The organism is Pantoea sp. AG702 (assembly GCF_003182295.1).
Lineage (GTDB): Bacteria > Pseudomonadota > Gammaproteobacteria > Enterobacterales > Enterobacteriaceae > Pantoea > Pantoea ananatis.
In genome coordinates, this window is the sequence record NZ_QGTU01000006.1 from 208,623 (window position 1) to 229,294 (window position 20,672).

The 20,672-nt window shown below is 56.4% G+C and carries 20 protein-coding genes; 6 read left to right on the forward strand and 14 right to left on the reverse strand.

Features of this window, described 5'->3' with window-relative positions:
• Positions 1-397 precede the first annotated feature (397 nt).
• The gene (gene ushA, locus DFO57_RS16895) at positions 398-2,164 is read left to right on the forward strand and encodes a bifunctional UDP-sugar hydrolase/5'-nucleotidase UshA (RefSeq protein ID WP_022622651.1); all 1,767 of its coding nucleotides are present in this window, start codon (positions 398-400) and stop codon (positions 2,162-2,164) included.
• Positions 2,165-2,197: 33 nt separating this feature from the next.
• On the opposite strand, the gene DFO57_RS16900 is transcribed toward ushA, so the two are convergent.
• Positions 2,198-2,629 carry a multidrug/biocide efflux PACE transporter gene (locus tag DFO57_RS16900; RefSeq protein WP_078829191.1) on the reverse strand — a complete coding sequence of 144 codons (432 nt, stop codon included), beginning with the start codon at positions 2,627-2,629 and terminating at the stop codon, positions 2,198-2,200.
• 87 nt (positions 2,630-2,716) lie between these two features.
• On the opposite strand from DFO57_RS16900, the gene DFO57_RS16905 reads away from it, so the two are divergent.
• Entirely contained in the window at positions 2,717-3,586 is an 870-nt protein-coding gene (locus DFO57_RS16905; protein ID WP_014606418.1) for a LysR family transcriptional regulator, read from the forward strand.
• On the opposite strand, the gene ybaK is transcribed toward DFO57_RS16905, so the two are convergent.
• From ybaK to DFO57_RS16925, 4 genes are all read right to left on the reverse strand, one after another.
• On the reverse strand, positions 3,583-4,062 hold the full coding sequence (gene ybaK / locus DFO57_RS16910; protein WP_019106627.1) for a Cys-tRNA(Pro)/Cys-tRNA(Cys) deacylase YbaK: 480 nt from the start codon (positions 4,060-4,062) through the stop codon (positions 3,583-3,585). The two genes, DFO57_RS16905 and ybaK, sit on opposite strands and share 4 nt — an antisense overlap.
• Positions 4,063-4,245: 183 nt before the next feature.
• On the reverse strand, positions 4,246-5,049 hold the full coding sequence (locus DFO57_RS16915) for a TraB/GumN family protein (protein ID WP_013024931.1): 804 nt from the start codon (positions 5,047-5,049) through the stop codon (positions 4,246-4,248).
• Positions 5,050-5,124: 75 nt separating this feature from the next.
• A complete protein-coding gene (copA, locus tag DFO57_RS16920) occupies positions 5,125-7,635 on the reverse strand; it encodes a copper-exporting P-type ATPase CopA (RefSeq protein WP_110015536.1) in 2,511 nt (836 codons plus the stop codon).
• A 500-nt stretch (positions 7,636-8,135) separates the two neighbouring features.
• Positions 8,136-8,468: a hypothetical protein gene (locus DFO57_RS16925; protein ID WP_078829189.1), complete on the reverse strand. Its 333-nt coding sequence runs from the start codon at positions 8,466-8,468 to the stop codon at positions 8,136-8,138.
• Positions 8,469-8,890: 422 nt separating this feature from the next.
• On the opposite strand from DFO57_RS16925, the gene cueR reads away from it, so the two are divergent.
• Positions 8,891-9,307 (forward strand): Cu(I)-responsive transcriptional regulator, encoded by a 417-nt coding sequence (cueR, locus tag DFO57_RS16930; protein WP_013024934.1) that lies wholly within the window; start codon positions 8,891-8,893, stop codon positions 9,305-9,307.
• Here the strand turns inward: cueR and DFO57_RS16935 are convergent.
• The 5 genes from DFO57_RS16935 to tesA form a co-directional block, all read right to left on the reverse strand.
• The gene (locus tag DFO57_RS16935) at positions 9,283-9,741 is read right to left on the reverse strand and encodes an NfeD family protein (RefSeq protein ID WP_024471190.1); all 459 of its coding nucleotides are present in this window, start codon (positions 9,739-9,741) and stop codon (positions 9,283-9,285) included. The genes cueR and DFO57_RS16935 overlap by 25 nt on opposite strands.
• Positions 9,741-10,655: an SPFH domain-containing protein gene (locus DFO57_RS16940; protein ID WP_013024936.1), complete on the reverse strand. Its 915-nt coding sequence runs from the start codon at positions 10,653-10,655 to the stop codon at positions 9,741-9,743. The genes DFO57_RS16935 and DFO57_RS16940 overlap by 1 nt, the downstream gene beginning before the upstream one ends.
• Positions 10,656-10,713: 58 nt before the next feature.
• On the reverse strand, positions 10,714-11,571 hold the full coding sequence (locus DFO57_RS16945; RefSeq protein WP_078829187.1) for a co-chaperone YbbN: 858 nt from the start codon (positions 11,569-11,571) through the stop codon (positions 10,714-10,716).
• A gap of 79 nt (positions 11,572-11,650) precedes the next feature.
• Positions 11,651-12,424: an SDR family oxidoreductase gene (locus tag DFO57_RS16950; protein WP_078829186.1), complete on the reverse strand. Its 774-nt coding sequence runs from the start codon at positions 12,422-12,424 to the stop codon at positions 11,651-11,653.
• A 20-nt stretch (positions 12,425-12,444) separates the two neighbouring features.
• Positions 12,445-13,068: a multifunctional acyl-CoA thioesterase I/protease I/lysophospholipase L1 gene (tesA, locus tag DFO57_RS16955; RefSeq protein ID WP_022622644.1), complete on the reverse strand. Its 624-nt coding sequence runs from the start codon at positions 13,066-13,068 to the stop codon at positions 12,445-12,447.
• Between tesA and ybbA the strand changes: the two genes are divergently transcribed.
• Together ybbA and ybbP are read left to right on the forward strand one after the other, a co-directional pair.
• Positions 13,036-13,722: a putative ABC transporter ATP-binding protein YbbA gene (ybbA, locus tag DFO57_RS16960; RefSeq protein ID WP_013024940.1), complete on the forward strand. Its 687-nt coding sequence runs from the start codon at positions 13,036-13,038 to the stop codon at positions 13,720-13,722. The two genes, tesA and ybbA, sit on opposite strands and share 33 nt — an antisense overlap.
• Positions 13,719-16,136 (forward strand): putative ABC transporter permease subunit YbbP, encoded by a 2,418-nt coding sequence (gene ybbP / locus DFO57_RS16965; RefSeq protein WP_078829185.1) that lies wholly within the window; start codon positions 13,719-13,721, stop codon positions 16,134-16,136. The genes ybbA and ybbP overlap by 4 nt, the downstream gene beginning before the upstream one ends.
• Positions 16,137-16,179: 43 nt before the next feature.
• On the opposite strand, the gene purK is transcribed toward ybbP, so the two are convergent.
• Together purK and purE are read right to left on the reverse strand one after the other, a co-directional pair.
• Positions 16,180-17,244, reverse strand: a complete 1,065-nt coding sequence (gene purK, locus DFO57_RS16970; protein ID WP_014593106.1) for a 5-(carboxyamino)imidazole ribonucleotide synthase — start codon at positions 17,242-17,244, stop codon at positions 16,180-16,182.
• On the reverse strand, positions 17,241-17,750 hold the full coding sequence (purE, locus tag DFO57_RS16975; protein WP_029568506.1) for a 5-(carboxyamino)imidazole ribonucleotide mutase: 510 nt from the start codon (positions 17,748-17,750) through the stop codon (positions 17,241-17,243). The genes purK and purE overlap by 4 nt, the downstream gene beginning before the upstream one ends.
• A gap of 267 nt (positions 17,751-18,017) precedes the next feature.
• Here purE and DFO57_RS16980 point away from each other — a divergent pair, with 267 nt between their 5' ends.
• Positions 18,018-19,340, forward strand: a complete 1,323-nt coding sequence (locus DFO57_RS16980) for a DUF2254 domain-containing protein (RefSeq protein WP_029568507.1) — start codon at positions 18,018-18,020, stop codon at positions 19,338-19,340.
• Here DFO57_RS16980 and lpxH read toward each other — a convergent pair.
• Positions 19,316-20,032 carry a UDP-2,3-diacylglucosamine diphosphatase gene (lpxH, locus tag DFO57_RS16985; protein ID WP_029568508.1) on the reverse strand — a complete coding sequence of 239 codons (717 nt, stop codon included), beginning with the start codon at positions 20,030-20,032 and terminating at the stop codon, positions 19,316-19,318. The genes DFO57_RS16980 and lpxH overlap by 25 nt on opposite strands.
• Positions 20,032-20,526 carry a peptidylprolyl isomerase B gene (ppiB, locus tag DFO57_RS16990; protein ID WP_014593110.1) on the reverse strand — a complete coding sequence of 165 codons (495 nt, stop codon included), beginning with the start codon at positions 20,524-20,526 and terminating at the stop codon, positions 20,032-20,034. Before ppiB ends, lpxH begins: the two co-directional genes overlap by 1 nt.
• Between the last annotated feature and the right edge of the window lie 146 nt (positions 20,527-20,672).

The following is a 20,672-nucleotide window of genomic DNA, read 5'->3' on the forward strand; positions in this document are numbered from 1 at the left end:
GTAAAAACATCGTGAAAACAGACTATTGTGCCGAAGCTACAGCGCAAAGCTGACAGCACTCATGAAAAAAGTCTGGCTGTCAGGTTGAGCTGAAAACAGCAGTCATGCCGGAAAAAGCGCAAAGACCCACTTTGTCGAGTTGATGTCGCAGCGGTTAACAATGTTGCAGGTTTAATGAACAACACCTTCATATCCCGTCAACATTTAGCCTTTTAACAGCGCGTCAGAGAGAAGAGAGCGGATAAATCAGACGGTTGGCGTTTCCTGTCAGGTCGCCTGGCCTGCCATAATGGCCAGACGGAGCCGTATTCATCTTGAGTTACGGCCGTTTCTGTGCGACACAGAAGGGCGCCGATGGCCGGCGGGTGAAACGGATAACAATCAAAGGAGAAGGGCTGTGTTGATATTTCGAGGGGCAGGAGCAGGTCTGGCACTGCTCGTGATGTTATCGTCGCTGTTTACCCATGCTGCAGTGCCTGACCGCAGTTACCGTTTCAGCATTCTGCATACCAACGATCAACATGGGCATTTTTGGACTAATGATCAGGGTGAATACGGGCTGGCGGCGCAAAAAACGCTAATGGATACGCAGCGTTACGATATTCAGGCCAAAGGCGGTGGGGCGTTAATCTTGTCTGCTGGCGATGTTAACAGCGGCGTGCCTGAGTCGGATGAGCTGGACGCGGAACCCGACATTCGCGGCATGAACCTGATTGGCTACGACGCCATGACGCTGGGCAATCACGAGTTCGATAAACCGCTCGCCGTCCTGCGTAAGCAGGAAAAATGGGCCAAATTTCCGTTCCTGGCCGCCAACGTCTATCAAAAAAGCAGTGGTAAGCGCCTGTTTAAGCCCTGGGCTGTATTTCAGCGCATGGGGTTAAAAATCGCCGTGCTCGGATTGATTACCCCCGATACCGCCCGGCTGACAAATCCTGCGCAGTTAAGCGATATCGAATTCCGCGATCCCATTGCCGAGGCCGAAAAGGCCGTCGCCGAGCTGCGTGCTACTGAGAAGCCCGACGTTATCGTCGCGTTAACCCATCTTGGCCATTATGACGACGGTCAACACGGCAGTAACGGTGTTGATGACGTGACGCTGGCCCGCAGTCTGCCAAAGGGAACCCTCAATATGATCGTCGGGGGGCATTCTCACGATGCGGTATGTATGGAAAAAGAGAATGTCAGCCGTAAAGACTATCAGCCAGGCCAACCCTGTGAGCCCGATCGGCAGAACGGCGTCTGGATCATGCAGGCGGAAAAATGGGGTAAATACGTAGGGCGCGGCGATTTTACCTACCGCAATGGAGAGGTGACGCTGGAGGCCTACCAGCTGATACCGGTCAACCTCAAACACAAAATCAAAAATCTTGATGGCAGTGAATCCTCACTGACCTGGCAGGAAGCCATCCCGGCTAACACCGCAATGATGAAACTACTGACGCCTTTTCAAAAGCGCGCAGACGCGAAGCTACGGGTCAACGTGGGAAGCATTAAAGGGGATTTTCCCGGCGAAAAAGAAACCGTGCGGTTTAAACAAAGCGCCATTGGGCAGTTAATACTGCGTGCGCAGATGGCCGCAACGCAGGCTGACTTCGCCGTGATGAGCGGGGGCGGGATCCGTACCTCGCTGACATCCGGCCCGGTTGCCTGGCGCGATCTGTTACAGGTACAACCCTTCGGTAATCAGGTCGTTTCCGTCACGCTGACCGGCGCAGAAATCAAACGCTATCTGGCGGTTGTGGCAAACATCAAACCTGATTCAGGCGGTTTTGCCCAGTTGGCCAACGTCAGTCTGATCGCCAACGGCAGCAGCGTCAGCCAGGTCAGGATCAACGGACAGCCGCTGGCAGATGAAAAAACCTATCGTATGGCGACAAACAGTTTTAATGCCGCAGGCGGGGATGGCTATCCGCGCATCGACACGCACCCGGGTTATGTGAACAGCGGCAAGGTGGATGCGCAGGTCCTGCGGGACTGGCTAAGCGCCCATTCTCCGGTGAACGCCAGCGATTACCAGCCACGTGAAGCGGTTATTTATCAGGCTGAGCAGGCAGCACCACCAAAGGATGAAGCGAAAGACGCGACGCCGTTGCGGCGCTATCCCAAAATGGTACTGACGTGGATCCGGCACTGGAATGGAGAGAGTGCAACGCTGCATTAAGTCCAGGCAGGGAGAACGCCTCCCTGCTTTTTTTCAGGCGCGGCAGGATTTGCGGCCGAACCAGTGTGGACGCAGTTTGTCCCACACCAGGTTGTAGACGAAGGTGTAGGGCAGAAAGAACAGAAAAAACGCGACTTCAATTAAAAATGCCTGCCACAGTGAAATCTCCAGCATCCAGGCCGCCAGCGGCAGGCCTATCAGGATAAAACCGCCCTCAAAACCCAATGCGTGCAGCGCTCGAAGCAGGGCGCGACGTTTCTGCCCTGGCGGATAAAACCGATCAAACACGCTGTTGTAAATCATATTCCATAGCATTGCCACCGTAGACAGCACGATCGCCAGCGCTCCCATCTGAAACAGGGGTTTATTCATAAACCATGCTGCCAGCGGAGCAATCGTCACGATGGCCAGGCCTTCAAACAGGGTGGCATGGAAGATGCGTTCTGTGAGTGAACGGATTTGCATTTCAATCTCCTTTATTCAGGCTGCGCATTCTCCCACGACAAAATGCTAAGATAAAATGATCATCTATCGATAAAAGCGATGGTTCTCATGCGTTACTCACCGGAATCTCTGGAAGCCTTTGTCCAGACCGTTGCCAGCGGCTCGTTCTCAGCCGCCGCGCGGGCGTTAAAAAAAAGCCAGTCTACCGTCAGCGTGGCTGTGGTTAATCTGGAAGCCGATCTCGGTTTCGCCCTGTTTGACCGGCGCGGCCGCCAGCCACAGCTCACCGAGCAGGGGCGACGCGTGCTGCCTCAGGTGCAGCAAATCCTCGCCGCCAGCGAGCGACTGGATGCGCTGGCGACGCGCTTGTCCGAGGGAACAGAGCCGCGGCTCAGCGTCGCAGTCTCAGATTTTTGGCAAACGCATTACCATCAGCGACTGCTTAAGCAATTTGATCAGCATTATCCTGATGTCGAGCTGGAAGGCATTGCGGCGGAAGATGATGATGTCGTTGAGCTGTTGCAAACCGGGCGTGCGCATATTGGGGTGATTCGTGCTCAGCCAACGCTGCCGGCTGACATTGCGATCGCGCGCCTGCAGGTTGATGCTGAATTAGGAGTTTATCTGCATCGTGATCATCCCCTGGCGCGGGAAACCACGATCAGCGAAAGTCAGCTCGAACCTCTTCGTCACCTGCGCCTCAATACCTGGACCGATCGTCGTGCTCCGACTTTCCAGGGGAGAGCCTGGTCTGCTCAAACCTATTATGTGCTGCTGGAGATGGCGGAACAGGGCTTTGGCTGGAGTATTTTACCCCGTTGGCTGGTGAAACAGTTTGGACATGGTGTTTTAAAGGAGTTGCCCTTACCAGGATGGCCGCAGCGCATCGCGGTTGACGTCGTCTGGTCGCGCCGCAATCCGCCCGGCCCTGCCGGGCGCTGGATGATTGATGAACTCTGCGCACTGCAACCGGCTTAGTCGCGTCGGGCAATATCCGCTAAGGGTGCCTCCAGCAGCCGTGACAGATCCTGTGGGCTTAACTCGATATCCAGCCCGCGCTTACCGCCGGAAATAAACAGCGTCGCAAAGGCGTTTGCCGAGCTGTCGATCACCGTAGGCAGGCGCTTTTTTTGGCCCAGCGGGCTGATACCGCCCACCAGATAACCGGTGATGCGCTGGGCCAGCATGGGATCGGCCATCTCGGCTTTTTTGACATTGAACGCTTTTGCCACTTTCTTGAGGTCGAGCTGAGTAGCGACGGGCGTAACGGCCACGGCAAGGTGTTTCGCCTCGCCGTTCAACGCCACCAGCAGGGTTTTATACACCTGCCGGGCGTCCAGGTTGAGCTTACGAACCGCTTCGTCGCCAAAACTGGTTTCGTTACTGTCATGCTCATAAGGATGCAGTGTGAAGCTGACCTTTTGTTTTTCCAGTAGTTTTACCGCGGGCGTCATTGTTGCCTCATATTCAGAAAAATCTTATTACGTATTAATGAACAATAAATGTGGCGAAATAATGTGCTTTAGGCGAGAATTGCCACGCGCCAGCAATCCTGTTGTTGGCGACAACTAAAATCATTAACACATTCCTCTTTGAAGAGCCGATATGACTGTCGGCTCTCTTTTTTTTGCCGTGAGTTATCTGACGCGCATCATTCCCGGCAGGTTATTCTCGCCATATAAATGCAGAGCGCCGACCGCGACGACATATCGGCCCGAAGGCAGGCGACGTAAATGATCACACCACTGGCTGTTACGCTGGCTAATCAGCGTGTCGTTCAGGGTCTGACTGAATGTCGCTGGCAACGCAATCTGGGGATCGCGTGGCGGGCTTTCCAGCCACCAGCTCACCATCGTTTGCAACATGCGTGCGTTGGTGTGCCAGTGGGTCAGCGTATCCGCCAGCAGCGCCATGCCATCGTCGGGCAAGGATTTCAGCAGGGTGATTTGCGCCTGCGCACCTTCCAGTTCAATCACGGGTTTATCCATCGCCCGCGCGGCCTGTAGCAGCTGATAATCAATACCGAAATCAGGACGTAACCCCAGCCGCTGGGCCTGCTGGGCCTGTAGCATCAGCGCAATCTGCCAGGCCGGTAACGTATCAAACCGGCTCAGGGACAGACCGGTTTCGTTGCACAGTGTTTCAAGCTTCGCCAGCGCATCATCATCCATTCTGGCGATCAGTGGCGGACGCTCTTCCGTGTTTTCAAATGGCGATCCTCCCTGGGTAATATCCGCTTCAACCACCAGCGCATCGGCTTTTTGCAACTGCTGTAGCAGCCGGACCGGCAGGGGCTGCATGTCACGGGTGCCCATATGAATGCTACCCACCAGATGAAACCGGCATTCGCCCGACTGAATATCCACGGCGGGCCAACGATAGCTGGCTGGAAAAAGCGGATTAATCCAGTTACGTAAACGTTGCAAAAGGCGCGCTGTCATTCCCTGTCCTTCACTGTTTGAAAGCCACCATGCTAGCGGGATCCCGTTGCGAAAGACAGAGCAGGGCAGTTATTGCTAAACGCGCGGCTTATAGCGCAACAGGCGGTTAGCATTGCTCACCACGGTTATTGACGACAGCGCCATGGCGGCACCGGCAAAAACCGGGCTAAGCAACAGGCCGGTAAAAGGAAAGAGCACGCCTGCCGCCAGCGGAATACCGATAACGTTGTAAATAAACGCGCCAAACAGATTCTGCCGGATATTGCCCAGGGTGGCGGAGGCAATCTTTAAGGCATCCACCACGCCATGCAGATCGGCCCGCATGAGCGTAATCGCTGCGGTTTCTACCGCCACATCGCTGCCGCCGCCCATCGCAATACCGACATCAGCCTGCGCCAGTGCAGGAGCATCATTGATACCATCGCCCACCATGGCAACCTGCCTTCCTTGCTGCTGTAGTTGACTTATCGCATCGGCTTTACCTTCGGGCAGTACACCTGCAATCACCTCATCAATGCCGACTTCATGCGCAACAGCCCGGGCCGTATTTTCATGATCCCCGGTCAGCATAACCAGTCGGTAACCCGCTTCATGCAGCCGCTGCAGTGCTGCTTTCGCTTCGGGGCGCAGCGTATCCCGCAAGCCAATCAGACCGGTAAGCTGTCCATCCTGTGCCAGTAACACCGGGGTTGCCCCTTGCCGGGTAAGCCTGTCAATTTCAGCCCGCGCCGGTTGGCAATCCACGCCGTAATCGTGTAACAGACTGACATTACCCAGTAACAGCTGTCTGCCATTGAGTATGCCGCTTACGCCTTTGCCGCGTATTGTACGAAATTGCGCAATCGCGGGCGTTGCTGCGGTACCCGCTTCCGCCAGGATCGCTTTCGCCAGTGGGTGACCCGATGTCTGTTCCAGCGCCGCCGCCGAAGACAGGACCGAATCGCGCGTGCTGCCGTTCCAGCTCATCACCTCGGTCACCTGCGGTGTGCCCCTTGTCAGCGTGCCGGTTTTATCAAACACCAGCGTATCGATACGGCTGGCGCGCTGCAGTGCATCGGCATCGCGTACCAGCACGCCGTATTCGGCGGCGCGGCCGGTTCCGGCGATAATCGACATGGGCGTGGCCAGGCCCAGCGCGCAGGGGCAGGCAATAATCAGCACTGTGGTGGCCACCACCAGCGCGTAGGCAATCTGAGGCGCCGGACCGGCGGTATACCAGACTGCGGCGCTTATCAGGGCGATAAGCACCACCACCGGCACAAACACGGCAGAAATACGATCGGCCAGGCGACCCACATCTGGCTTACTGCTCTGGGCTTTACGGACTAACTGAATGATGCGCGCCAGCGTCGTATTGCCGCCGGTCGCGCGGGCAATGAAGCGTACTGTCCCGTCCTGCACCAGGGTGCCGGCAAACAGACGATCGCCCTGCGTTTTGCTTTGCGGCACCGCCTCACCGGTCAGCATGGCCTCATCACACCAGGCTTCACCGTCCTGGACTTCGCCATCGACCGGCACGCGATCGCCCGCGACCAGCCGCAGGATCATGCCGGGCTGTACCGCGCTAACCGGCATTGAGGTTTCACCCTGTTCCGTTACGACTCTTGCCTGTTCCGGCGTCAGATCGAGCAGGTGTTCCAGGGCTCGCGAGGAACGCTGACGCGCGCGTTGTTCAAGCGCATGACCCAGATTGATCAGGCCGAGAATCATTACGCTGGCTTCGAAGTAGAGATGACGCGCCTGCAGAGGGAAGAACGCCGGCCAAATCACCACACTAAAGGAGTAGATCCAGGCGGCGGCGGTGCCCAGCGAGACTAAGGTATCCATTGTCGCGCTGCGGTTGAGCAGGCTGCGCCAGGCACTGCGGTAGAAGTGACCGCCCGTGGCGACCATCACCAACAGCGTAACCGTGCCCAACACCAGCCAGGCGGTATGATTGTCCTCGGTGAGCATCATGTTGTCGCCCAGCATGCCCCAGATCATTAACGGCACGCCAAACAGCAGTGCAAGTCCCGCCTGCCAGCTAAAACGTCGCATGGCGCGTCGGGCGCTGCGCTGCTGCTTTTCACGGCGTTGCTGTTCGTCTTCGACCACTTCCGCCCCATAGCCGGCCGCATCCACGGCGGCGACCAGCAGATGGGGTGCCACATTGCCCATCACCAGCGCGCTGCGTTCGGCCAGATTCACGCGGGCCTGTTGCACACCACTTACCTGCTCAAGGGCTTTCTCAACCCGGCTGACACAGCTGGCGCAGCTCATCCCGTCGATTAACAGCACGTGAGCGGGCTGATTTTCAGTTGCCGGAAGAGGAGAAGACTCCGTTGTCAGCGCCTCCGGCGGCGGCTCTGCTGCTGTCAACGGCTCAGGCTTTGGGCTGGAACCCGCAGCTTTTAATGTTGCATGATAGCCCGCTTGTTCAACGGTAGCGATCAGCGCGGTAGCGTCTGCACGGCCTGACACGCTGGCTTCCTGTTGAGTAACCTCAGCCTGCTCGACATCGTCGCGCTGTTCGAGCGCATCTTTGACGCGTTTTACGCAGTGGCCGCAGGACAATCCGTCCAGCGCCAGAACAATCGTGTTTGACATGGTTGACTCCTTTATCAGATGTGCGGGGTTGATCGTTCAGATGTGACTGTTATTCAGGTTAAACCTTCCCTCAAGGGGAAGGTCAAATCCTGAATGGCCAGATAAAGGAAGTTTATTCACCGGTGGTGTACCCGGCTTGCTGGCGTTGACATGACTCAGGACGCCACAAGAAGAAAGCCCCGCGTAACCTGAACTGTCCAACTTTTGCGGCAGTCCAGATAAGCAGGGCTTTTTTTGACTTTCATCCGGCTTAAAGGCGTGCAAGCCCGCTGATGAAAAGGGGTGACGAAATGACGGCCAGCCCTGCGCTTACTGCCGAGGCTTCATCCTGTTCGATCATGCCTGTCGCTCAAGATAAACACAGTTCCGTGCTTCGTCAGATAAGCGGGACTGATTTACCTGCTATCCGCGTTAACGGGATCGACATTTCGCTGTTCCCTGCTGTGCAACGGTTTTCGCCAGGCATGCTAAACCCTTTGCAGGCGCGCAGGATGAGTCAATTACCCTTTGGGTCTGGTAAAGAAGACCAGCGTCCCGATAATGATGTCGCCAATAACCCAAAGGGTGCCGATCGCCATTAAACCTAAACCTGCCCCAAGCGCAGCACCGGCTTTTTCCGCATCGGAAGCCGCGTTATTGATAACGTCGCCACTTCCACCTATTCCTGCGAACAAGCAGTACACCATAAGAATGTTAAACAGAATGAAAGTCCACTTAACCATTTTGCCAAAAAAAGAGCGACGCGGCTTTCTGAGCTGCCTGGCACATGATGGACAACGTAATGCTGAATCACTCACTTCCTTATGACATTCTGGACAGCTGACTAAAGCCATAATCCAATCCCCTATACTTTAATGATGATAATGATTTGTTACAAACTGGCGGGATTTTATCGGAATTTTCTGCGTTGACAAGCGCTATCATCTTATTTTTGATGAGGTTGATGACAGATTGACCGGCTGGCCAGTTTGTTCTGCACTCAGGCGCGTTTTGGCATTACTCAGGTTAACCGGAAGAGTCAGCCGAAGGCCTCTGCAGCGACCGCGTTGACTCAGATACCGGGACGAGAACCCTTTTACCTGGCAGGGTGATCTATAATCTCCTACATGAAATGCCTTGTTTTCCACCTGTTCTCGGGTGCAAAACGACAGAGTCGGGCACGAGTGACGTAGAATCAAACACTGATTTAGCCCGGCAGCTCACGGGCTGGGCCTTTTAGAAGCGCCCCGTATAGGGGAAGATCAGGAAAACTGTTATGAATATTAGTACCGTGGCGAAAAAGACCGGGCTAACCAGTAAGGCTATTCGTTTCTATGAAGAAAAGGGCGTAGTCACGCCCCCGCTGCGCGGCGATAACGGCTACCGGCATTACAATTCACACCATCTTGATGAGCTAAATTTATTACGCCAGGCACGGCAGGTGGGTTTTACCCTTGATGAGTGCCGCGAGCTGGTCGGGCTGTTTAACGACCCTGAACGCCACAGCGCGGACGTTAAGGCGCGTACGCTGCAGAAAGCTGACGAAATTGCTGCGCATATTGAAGAACTGCACGCCATGCGCGCACGCCTGTTGGCGCTGGCGGCGGCCTGTCCGGGTAATGACAGCGCGGACTGCCCGATCATTAATAACCTGGCAGGCTGCTGCAGTCAGGTTGGCGGCAAGCGTGACTGAATGCGCAGAGTAATACCTTCCACTGCTACCACTTCAACCAACGTACCGGCAGGAAGATTCTGGTCTGCCTGAACGCGCCAGCTGCTGTCGCCAACGCGGACGTGACCGATACCGTTTTGCAACGCACTGTCCAGGGTCAACTGCAGGCCGATCATCTGGTTGCCGCGCTGATTAAGGGAATTTGGCTGCTGGTTGCGCTCGCGATAGCGCATGACGCGATGCCAGATAAATACGCTCGCCAGCGTTAATGCGGCAAACAAAGAGCCCTGGGCGGTCCAACTAAGCGGCAAAGCCCATTCTGTGATACCGACCAGCATGGCTGCGAGCCCGCTCCAGAGCAGGTAGCCATTTGTGCCGAGCATCTCAGCCGCCAGTAGCAGCCCGCCCAGCGTCAGCCAGAACCAGTGCGGATGGGCAACAATCTCACTCACCATCAGCGTTTCGACTCGCTGCGGGTTTCTTTTAACAGCTCACCAATTCCGCCGATCGCACCCAGCAGGCTGCTGGCTTCCAGCGGCATCATCACCACTTTACTGTTACTGGACTCACCAATTTTCTGCAGCGCATCCGTGTATTTCTGCGCCACAAAGTAATTTACGGCCTGAATATCGCCGGCGGCTATCGCTTCCGACACCATTTTCGTGGCGCGGGCTTCCGCTTCCGCCTGACGTTCACGGGCTTCAGCCTGCAGGAAAGCCGACGTTCGTTCCCCTTCCGCTTTTAAAATCTGCGCCTGTTTTTCCCCTTCGGCCCGCAGAATTTCCGCCTGCCGCACACCTTCCGCCGTCAGAATATCGGCTCGTTTAGTACGCTCCGCTTTCATCTGGGCGTTCATGGCGCCAATCAGCTCCTGTGGCGGACGAACGTCACGAATTTCAATACGGGTGATTTTTACGCCCCAGGGATTGGTGGCTTCATCAACGATATGCAGTAAGCGGGTATTAATGCTGTCTCGCTGAGACAGCATCTCATCCAGTTCCATGCTGCCCAACACGGTGCGCATATTGGTCATAGTGAGGTTAAGAATCGCCAGCTCCAGATTGCTGACTTCATAGGCGGCCCGCGCCGGATCGATGGCCTGGACAAAACAGACCGCATCAATCGTGACGTTGGCGTTATCTTTGGAGATGATCTCCTGAGAGGGAATATCCAGCACCCGTTCCATCATATTGATCTTATGACCGATACGATCCATAAAGGGAACAACCAGACTCAGGCCGGGCTGAAGCGTGCGGGTGTAGCGGCCAAAGCGTTCGACCGTCCACTGATAGCCTTGCGGAACGATTTTCACGCCGGACCATACGGTGACCAGGGCGACCAGGATGAGAACAGGAATCACGGTGAGCATATAACCTCCAGGTTGTCAGATGAACGGGCCAAATCGTTCGGCCCGTTTTCTGCTTACATCAGTAAAGCAGGGAATAGAGCTGGCGGCGATAGCGTGCGGCAAGCGCATCGCCCGTGCCCAATGCCGCCAGGATCTCCTGCAACATTTTACGCGCCTGGCCGTCAGCGGCGTTCAAATCGCGTTTAATGACGTTAAACAGCAGTTCCAGCGCTTCTTCATTACGCCCGACCTGATGCAGCTGCAGTGACAGTTTGGTCGCCAGTTCAGCGTTATCCGGGGCGCTTTCCAGCTGTGATTGCAGCTGCTGAATTTCAGGCGTATCGGCCGCCTGTTTCAGTAAATCGATCTGGGCGATCAGGCTTTGATAACGGGTGTCCTGATCCTGCAACGGCACGGCGTTGAGTACCGTTTCTGCTTCATCGCTACGGTTCAGGGTAATCAGCACGTCCGCCAGCAGAAAACCAATTTCGCTGTCTTTATTACTGAGCTGCCATGCCTCTTTCAGCAGCGGTAATGCGTCCAGCGGTTTGCCTTCCTGCATCAGCGCCATCGCCTGCTGGGCTTTTAACTCTTCCTCACGCGGCAGCACTTTTTCCAGCAGGGCGCGCACGGCGTCTTCCGGCTGTGGCCCCTGGAAACCGTCAACAGGCTGGCCGTTCTGGAACAGGTAGACGGTGGGAATGGAGCGTAACCCAAATTGCGATGCCACCCTTTGCTCTTTGTCACAATCCAGTTTGGCAAGAATAAACTGGCCTGCGTATTCCTGAGCCAGTCGCTCCAGCAACGGCGTCAGTTCCTGGCAATGTTGGCTGCGATCCGACCAAAAGTAGAACAGCACCGGTATCTGCATTGACTGCTCAAGGGTCTGTTGCAGGTTGGATTCGTTAATGTCGATAATCGAAGCGTGTGGTGACATGACTAAGTCTCTTTGCAGAAAATGTTTAAAGAATATGGGGCCGACTGGCCCTGCTTCAAGCTGTATTCGCGCAATACCTTTACTGACTGCGAATTATGCGATCCAGTATCCAGCCTGGCAGCGCGCGTTTCAACAGGCCCATCGCGTGTGCGACCAGCGTCACCGGATAACGCAAACGCGGATGTTTGCTTTCGAGCGCATGGCGCAGCTTAGGTAAAATGGCCTCAGGCGGCAGCGTAAACCGCGCGGCCAGACCGGGATTCAGCACCGGATTATCCTGCTCACCCTGCGTTACATTATCGGTGAATCGGGTCTGGATTGGACCCGGCTCAATGAGGCTGACGCGCACGCCGCTTGCGTGCAGCTCCATGCGTAATGCATCGCTCCAGGCTTCCAGCGCATATTTACTGGCGGCATAAACGCCCCGACCCGGCGTGGAAATCAGGCCTAACACCGAACTGGTATTCACGATCCGGGCATTGCCAAAAGCCTTCAACGCCGGAAGCAGCCGCATAGTGAGTTGGTGGGTGCCAAACACATTGCTGGAAAATTGCTGTTCAAATTGCTGACGCGTGATGGTGTTTAACGGACCATAGGTGCCGAAGCCGGCGTTATTAAACAGGGCAAACAGCCGGTTACCGGTCAGCGCCAACACCTCATCGGCTGCGCGGTCAACGCTCTCTGCGTCGTCCAAATCCAGCATCAGCCCCGTAAAGCCGAGGCTTTGCATGCGCGCCACGTCGTCGGCTTTTCGGCAGGTTGCAATAACGTGATAGCCGCGAGCCAGCAGGTCATTGGCTGCAACCAGGCCAATACCGCTCGAACAGCCCGTGATCAAAATGGTTTTTTGCATGTGTTACCTTTTTTGCACAACTACTGCTTAACTAATGGGGCCAGTTCTTTCGCCATCAGTTCAGCGATAAAGGGTTGGGCGTCAGGATTGGGATGAATACCATCCTGCTGCATCCATTCGGGTTTTAAATAAACCTGCTCCATGAAAAAGGGCAGTAAAGGAATATCGTGCTGTTTCGCCAACTGCGGATAAATCGCGCGGAACGCATCCGTATAACGGCGGCCGTAGTTGGCGGGTAAACGTACCTGCATCAGGATCGGTTTAGCCCTGGCGGTTTTTACCTGCTCGATGATGGTGCTTAACGTTTGCTCAATATCCTTTGGCGGAAAGCCACGTAAGCCGTCGTTACCGCCCAATTCGATTAACACCCACTGCGGTTGGTGCTGTTTTAATAGGGCAGGTAAGCGTGCCAGTCCTTGTGCGGCGGTATCGCCGCTAATACTGGCATTAATCACTCTGGGCTGCTGCTGCCAGTTTTTATCGAGCAGGCTGGGCCAGGCTTTACTGGCCGACATTTGATAGCCTGCACTCAGGCTGTCGCCCAGCACCAGCAACGTATCGGCCGCAGCAAGACGGGACACCAACAGACAGCACAATAACAGGAAAGGATAATGCCAGCGGAAAACATTCTTGAAGTTCATCATCTTACTAAGTCCGTGGGTCAGGGAGAGCATCAGTTAACCATCCTTACCGGAGTTGAGTTAGTTGTCAAACCAGCTGAAACAATCGCCCTGATTGGCGAGTCAGGATCGGGTAAATCCACGCTGTTGGGGATTCTGGCCGGTCTGGATGACGGCAGCCAGGGGGAGGTGCATCTGCTGGGCCAGCCTTTGCATCAGATGAATGAAGAGCAGCGGGCGGCATTACGTGCGCAGCAGGTAGGATTCGTGTTCCAGTCTTTTATGCTGGTGCCAACGTTAAATGCGCTGGAAAATGTTCAGTTGCCTGCACTGCTGCGCGGTGAGAGCGACCGTCAGAGCCGTGACCAGGCACGGGAGCTGCTCACGCAGTTAGGCCTGGGTGAGCGTTTGCTGCATCTGCCCGCGCAGTTATCCGGTGGTGAGCAGCAACGCGTCGCGCTTGCCCGGGCCTTCAGCGGTCGTCCGGGCCTGCTGTTCGCCGATGAGCCCACGGGGAATCTGGATCGTAAAACCGGCGAGCGTATTGTCGATCTGCTGTTTTCCCTCAACCGCGATTTTGCCACGACGTTAATTCTGGTTACCCATGACGAGCAGCTGGCGGCGCGCTGTAACCGACGCTTGCGTCTGCGTGACGGCAAACTGTGGGAGGAGCAATGATCTGGCGCTGGTTCTGGCGTGAGTGGCGTTCGCCCTCACTGTTAATCGTCTGGCTGGCACTCACTCTGGCGGTGGCCTGCGTGCTGGCGCTGGGATCAATCAGCGACCGGATGGAAAAAGGGCTGAGTCAGCAGAGTCGCGACTTTATGGCGGGCGATCGTACCCTGCGCACCAGCACGGCGGCACCGCCCGACTGGCTGGCGAAAGCGCAGCAAGTGGGATTATCGGTTAGCCGTCAGCTGAGCTTTATGACCATGACCTTTGCCGGCCAGACGCCGCAGCTGGCGTCGGTCAAAGCCGTCGATAACCACTACCCGATGTTTGGCGAGCTGCAAACCCGCCCGCCGGGCCTGAAACCTCAGCCCGGCACGGCGCTGGCCGCTCCGCGCTTAATGGCGCTGCTTAACCTCCACGTGGGCGATGAACTCGATGTGGGAGATACCACGCTGCGTATTGCCGGAGAGGTGATACAGGAGCCGGATGGCGGTTTCAATCCGTTCGAAATGGCGCCGCGTTTACTGATTAATCTGGCCGATGCCGATAAGACCGGCGCGATCCAGCCCGGCAGTCGCATCACCTGGCGCTACAAGTTTGCTGGCACCCCTCAGCAGCTGGAAAACTACGACCGCTGGATAACGCCGCAAATAAAAACCGGTCAACGCTGGATCAGTATTGAGAACACCGAAGATGCGCTGGGCCGTTCAATGCAGCGCGCGCAGCAGTTTTTGCTGTTATCGGCGTTGTTAACGCTGATGCTGGCGATCGCTGCCGTGGCCGTGGCAATGAGCCATTATTGCCGAAGTCGTTACGACCTGGTGGCGGTGCTGAAAACGCTGGGTGCTACGCGCGGCGCGCTGCAAAAGCTGATTATTGGACAGTGGCTGGCGGTATTGCTGCTGGCGGCCGTAGCGGGCGGGGCAGTCGGGCTGGGCGTCGAAGCCCTGTTGATGAGAATGCTTAAACCCGTTCTGCCCGCATCCCTGCCTGATGCGAGCCTGTGGCCGTGGCTATGGGCCACAGGGTCGCTGTTTGTCATTTCCCTGCTGGTGGGATTGCGTCCTTATCGCCTGCTGCTGGCGACGCAGCCTTTGCGCGTATTTCGGCGCGATGCCGTCGCCACCGTCTGGCCGCTGAAAATCTACCTGCCGGCGATGGTCGTGGTGGTGGTGGGGCTGCTGGCGGCGCTGGTGGGCGGCAGTAACATGCTGTGGGCGCTGCTGGCGGGCGTGGTGGTGCTGGCGGGGCTACTGGCGCTGCTTGGCTGGGGCACGTTACTGCTTCTGCGCCGTCTGACAGTGCTAAATCTGGCGCTGCGTCTGGCGATTAATCGGCTACTGCGACAGCCCGCGATGACACTGAGCCAGCTTGCCGCGTTCTCACTGTCGTTTATGTTGCTGGCCCTGCTGCTGGTGATGCGAGGCGATCTGCTGGATCGCTGGCAGCAGCAGTTACCCGCAGACAGCCCGAACTTTTTCCTGCTTAACATGACGGCCGATCAGGTGCCGCAGGTGCGTGATTTCCTGCAGACGCATCAGATTAAACCAGAAACCTTTTATCCCATCGCACGGATGCGGCTGAGCGAGTTGAACGGCCAAGCCGCCGATCCTGAACGGGATAATGCCCTTAACCGTGAGCTCAACCTGACTTCGCTGGCGGCCCTCCCTGCGCATAATCCGCTGGTGGCGGGCAACTGGCCGCCTGCCGTGGGGGAAGTGTCTATGGAGGCCGAGCTGGCGGAGCGGCTGGGGGTGAAGCTGGGAGACAGCTTAACGTTTGAGGGGGATACGCAACAGTTCAGTGCCAAAATTACCAGTCTGCGCAAGGTTGACTGGGAAAGCCTGAAGCCAAACTTCTTCTTTATCTTTCCACCCGGTGCGCTCGACAGCCAGCCGCTGACCTGGCTCACCAGCTTTCGGCTGGACAATAACCCCACACTGCTGGCGCAGCTAAACCGTGAGTTCCCGACCCTGAGCCTGCTGGATATTGGCAGCATCATGCGTCAGATCGGACAGGTGCTGACCCAGGTCAGCCAGGCCCTGGAGATTATGGTGGTGCTGGTGACTGCCTGTGGCATATTGCTGCTGATGGCCCAGATTCAGGTGGGCATGCGTCAGCGCCGTCAGGAACTGGTAGTGTACCGCACGTTGGGTGCAGGCAAGCGACTGCTGCGGACGACCTTGTGGTGTGAGTTTGCGCTGATTGGCGTGGTGTCCGGCGTTGCGGCCGCAGTGGGGGCTGAAGCGGCGCTCTGGGCGCTGCAGCGTAAAATCTTCGATTTCCCGTGGCAGCCCGACTGGGCCTTGTGGCTGGCGTTACCGTTGTGTGGCGCGTTGTTGTTGTCGCTGTGCGGAGGCTGGCTGGGCGTGCGTTTGCTCAAGGGCAAAGCGCTGTTCAGGACGTTCGACGGCGCATAAAAAACGCCGTGCGCGGCAAGGCTGCGCACGGCGTCAGTCCGTCTTAAAGCTTGTCTGTGGCCCAGCGAATACCACTGGCATATTCAGCCGGCAGCAGGGGCAACAGCGCATGCAGTGCAGCTTTGAGTCGGGGCTGATCGCTGTCGGTCAGGTTCAGATGGCCCACCTTGCGACCTTGCCGAACCGCTTTGTCATACCAGTGCAGATGGACAAGCGGCTGCTGTAGCCAGTCTGGGTTCACATCGGTGCCAATCAGGTTGATCATGACCGAGGGCGCAATGACGACCGGCTGGGGCAACGCCAGCCCCAAAATCGCGCGCAGATGCAGTTCGAACTGGCTAATCGAGGCGCCGTTCTGCGTCCAGTGTCCACTGTTATGCACCCGCGGCGCCAGCTCATTAATCAACAGACCCTGTGGCGTCACAAAACATTCCATCGCCATCACGCCAACGTAGTCAAGCGCGTGAAGGATCGCGCCCAGCATTCCTTCGGCCTGCTGCTGCTGTTCCACATCTGCCTGGGGAAAAGCGACGCTGGTCCGCAGAATGCCTTCTTCGTGCAGATTATGTGTCAGGGGATAAAACACGGTGCTGCCGTCGTGGCCGCGCGCGCCGACCAGCGACACTTCACCTGAAAAGTGAATGCCCTGTTCGACGATACACTCGCCATAGCAGTCGTCGGGTAACGTGGCCGTTTCGCTGGCCCGTAAACGCCACTGACCGCGACCGTCGTAACCCCCGGTGCGGCGTTTAACAATCGCCAGTTCACCCAGCCGAGAGAAAACCGCAGGCCACTCGCTTTTATCCGCCAGCAACTGCCAGGGCGCAGTCGCCAGATTAAGCTCGTCCAGCAGTTGCTTTTGCGTCAGGCGATCGGCCAGACGCGGAAAAATATCGCGGTTCACAAAGGCCGGATGATTCGCCAGCTCGCGCGTCAGAGCGGTTTCGGGCCAACGCTCGATTTCGGCCGTAATCACGCTTTCGGCGATAGGCAGGGCGGCGGGATCGGCATCCAGCCCCACGGGATGAACGGCAATGCCCATCGGCTCGCCCGCCTGGCGCAACATGCGGCCAAGCTGACCGTTACCCAGTACGCAAACCGGCTTCATGCGTCCTCCCGCGGATCCGGATTATCCAGCACCTCATCGGTCTGTGCCTGACGCCAGGCGGCCAGACGAGATGACAGCGCGCCGTCGTGAATCGCCAGAATCTGCGCGGCCAGCAGTGCCGCATTGGCGGCACCGGCTTTACCGATTGCCAGCGTGCCGACCGGAATACCGCGCGGCATTTGCACAATAGAGTAGAGGCTGTCAACGCCGCTCAGCGCTGCGCTCTGCACCGGCACGCCCAGCACCGGCAGCAGGGTTTTTGCCGCCAGCATGCCAGGCAGGTGCGCCGCGCCACCGGCACCGGCAATGATGACCTGAAAGCCGTTATCTGCAGCCGTTTCGGCAAAGCTAAACAGCTTGTCCGGGGTACGGTGCGCTGAGACCACTTCCACATGGAAGGGCACGTCCAGGCTGGAGAGGATTTCCGCAGCGAACTGCATGGTGGACCAGTCACTTTTGGAACCCATAACAACAGCGATGCGGGCCGGGGCGGCATTCGACGACATGCGGTCAACTCCTGTGAATGAAAACACACCTGACCAGGCGGACAGGTTTTGAAGGGCAAAGAGAATAGCATGAGAAGGGCGCAAGGAAAACGGTTGCGTCGGGATTACACGTCGCGCTGGCAGGGTTTTATCGACATTCTGTTCTCTGACGTTGACGCGCAAGAAACGCTGAACTTTAGTTAACAGAGTTGCAAGGTGACTGACATGATAAGCCGCGCTGCACCCGGTTGGTAAGGGATGACGTTAACTGACAGAAAGAGGAACAGGATGATTTCACGCTGGCAACTTATTTTCAGACAAGCAGGCAGAAAACTGTGGTTCAGGGCAACTTTATTTGCCCTTGCTGCGGTTGTCAGCGCCCTGGCCTCCATTGTCTTTAAATCTGCAATTCCCCCCTCGGTTTCGGTAAAGGTGGGTGCTGACGCAGTGGACAATATCCTGAATATTCTGGCGTCCAGCATGCTGGCGGTCACCACGTTTTCCTTGAGTACGATGGTAACGGCGTTTGGTTCAGCAACTACCCATGTTACGCCGCGCGCCACGAAACTGGTCGTTGAAGACAGTACAACACAAAATGTTCTCGCGACCTTTATTGGCTCTTTCCTGTTTAGTCTGGTCGGCATCATCGCCCTGAATATGGGGGCTTATGGTGAACAGGGGCGAGTGATCCTGTTTGCGGTCACGCTGGTGGTCATTGCATTAATTCTGGTGACGCTTCTGCGCTGGATTCACCATCTCACCTCGCTTGGCAGCGTAGATGAAACGACCTCACGTGTGGAACGCATGGCGCTTGATGTTTTTAGCGCGCGTGCTCAATCCCCTTGTTTCGGCGCCAGGCCCTGGCGGGAAAGCGATCGTCAACCTGCGGGCACGTTTGCTGTTTATTCGGACGCTATTGGCTATGTTCAGCATATTGATATGGACAGGCTACATAAGGCGATCACAGACAGTCCTGTACATGTTTACCTGGTCGCGCAACCCGGATTTTTTGTTCATCCCGCCCGCCCGGTCATGTATGTCACCCACGCCCTGCCTGCGGAGCAACGCAAACTGATGTTGTCTGCCCTGACAATAGCCGCGTCTCGCACTTTCGCCCAAGATCCACGTTTTTGCCTGTGTGTGATGGCAGAAATCGCCTCGCGTGCGCTGTCGCCTGCGACTAATGACCCTGGCACCGCCATCGATGTGATCGGGCGAGCCGTCAGAATACTCTCCTGCTTTGCACGCGAATGTGCGGCGCCAACGGTGATCTATCCCGCCATTCACGTCGCGCCCTTGTCAGTAGACGCATTATTCGATGATTTTTTCTCACCTGTCGCGCGAGACGGCGCGGCGATAAAAGAAGTGCAGTTACGGTTACTTAAGGCGCTGGGCATGTTGTCTGTCGCCTGGCCGGATGCGTACCAGGCTGCAGCGTTGCGTCATGCGCATGAAGCCATGGCATACCTGGCGCGGGAAGCGATCATCCAGACGGACAGAGCACGAATTGAGCGCACATGGCGTGAACAATTTGGCGCAGACTATCCCCATCCCTTCCTGGATGAGAAGCTAACCGATTCGCCCTGTCAGAAGTCGAAATCAATCAGCTGAATGCCGCTGGCATCGAGTTGAATCATGGATCCCCGACTGTGCCAGGCCCCTAATACGGCACGCTGAGCGTTTACGCCATTGAGCGACAGATCGTGTATCGCGGGACGGTGCGTGTGCCCATGAATCAGCAGTGGCGCCTTATGCAGAAGCAGGGCATCGATCACGGCCTGTTGATTCACATCCATAATCTCCAGCGACTTATGCTGATTGGCCTGTTTACTGTTGGCACGCATACGTTCTGCGATGCGTTTGCGAATAAACAGCGGCAACGCCAGGAACAGACGTTGAATCCAGGGGTTGTGGACTTTAGCGCGGAACTGCAGGTAACCCACATCGTCGGTACACAGCGTATCGCCGTGCATAATCAGCACTCGATGGCCGTAAAGCGTCAGCACGCGCGCTTCAGGCAACAGCGTCATGCCGCTGGCGCGGGCGAAACGTTGACCGATTAAGAAATCGCGATTGCCATGAATAAAGTACACCGGAACAGGCACGGCTCGCAGGGCATCAGCAACCTGTTGATGCAGGGGATTGGGATCGTCATCGCCTATCCAGGTTTCAAACAGATCGCCGAGAATATAGAGCGCGTCGCAGTGTGGGGCTTCGCGCTGTAGAAAATGCAGAAAACCGGCGGTGATCGCCGGTTCTTCCTGACACAGATGAAGATCTGCGATAAACAGCGTGCGCGGCATTACTCGCTGACGGTCACTTTCTGGATCACAACGTCGTCTTTCGGCACGTCCTGATGCATACCGCTGCGGCCGGTTGAAACGGCTTTGATTTTCTCAACCACATCCATACCTTCAACCACTTCTGCAAACACACAGTAACCCCAGCCCTGCAGGCTTTCGTCACGAAAGTTCAGGAAGTCATTGTCAGCCACGTTAATGAAAAACTGTGCGGTCGCAGAGTGCGGGGCAGAAGTCCGCGCCATCGCCAGCGTACCTTTGGTGTTTTTCAGACCGTTGTTGGCTTCGTTACGGATCTCTTCTTTGGTGGCTTTCTGCTTCATGCCGGGTTCAAAACCGCCACCCTGAATCATAAAGCCGTTAATCACACGGTGAAAAATGGTGTTGTCGTAGAAACCTTCACGGCAGTAATCCAGGAAGTTCTTTACGGTTGCGGGCGCTTTGTCATCGAAGGTCTTGATCACGATATCGCCATGGTTAGTCTGGAAAGTTACCATTTTTTTCGTCCTGTAAAGGTTGTCGTCAGTAGCATAGGGTGCGCGGTTAGGGTGCACACGCCTTTTTCTCGAACGTTCTTATATCATAATTTCCGATAATACGTCAGCCAGGCTGCGCAGTTGGCTTGCTTTGCATCGCGTGACAG